The organism is Idiomarina sp. Sol25 (assembly GCF_033052775.1).
In the GTDB taxonomy this organism is placed as follows: Bacteria; Pseudomonadota; Gammaproteobacteria; order Enterobacterales; family Alteromonadaceae; genus Idiomarina.
Genome location: NZ_JAUPEW010000212.1, coordinates 1 through 246, shown reverse-complemented (window position 1 = coordinate 246; position 246 = coordinate 1). Strand labels below are relative to the sequence as shown.

Sequence of the window (246 nt, the reverse complement as noted above, 5' to 3'; positions counted from 1 at the left end):
GTACAGTAAACCAACTTTAAAATGGGCTTATGATGAAGAGAATAATCTTGTTGTTTCAACAAAAGAAAATAAAGCTGTCATAGAACTGAAAGTTCAAGAAGAAATAATGAAGTTTATGAGAAAACTTGTAAAACAAGCAAGAAAAACGATTTCTTTACCTAATTTATCTAAAGTTAGAACTTTAAAGTTAGATAGTCGATTAGCTTCTTTAGAAAAGAGCGAAAATGCATATCATGTAGATTTTTG

The 246-nt window shown here is 28.0% G+C and carries 1 protein-coding gene; it reads left to right on the top strand.

Going from position 1 to position 246, the window contains the following annotated elements:
• A partial coding sequence (locus Q5L94_RS14035) for a hypothetical protein (protein WP_317498963.1) occupies positions 1-246 on the top strand: 246 nt, incomplete at both ends.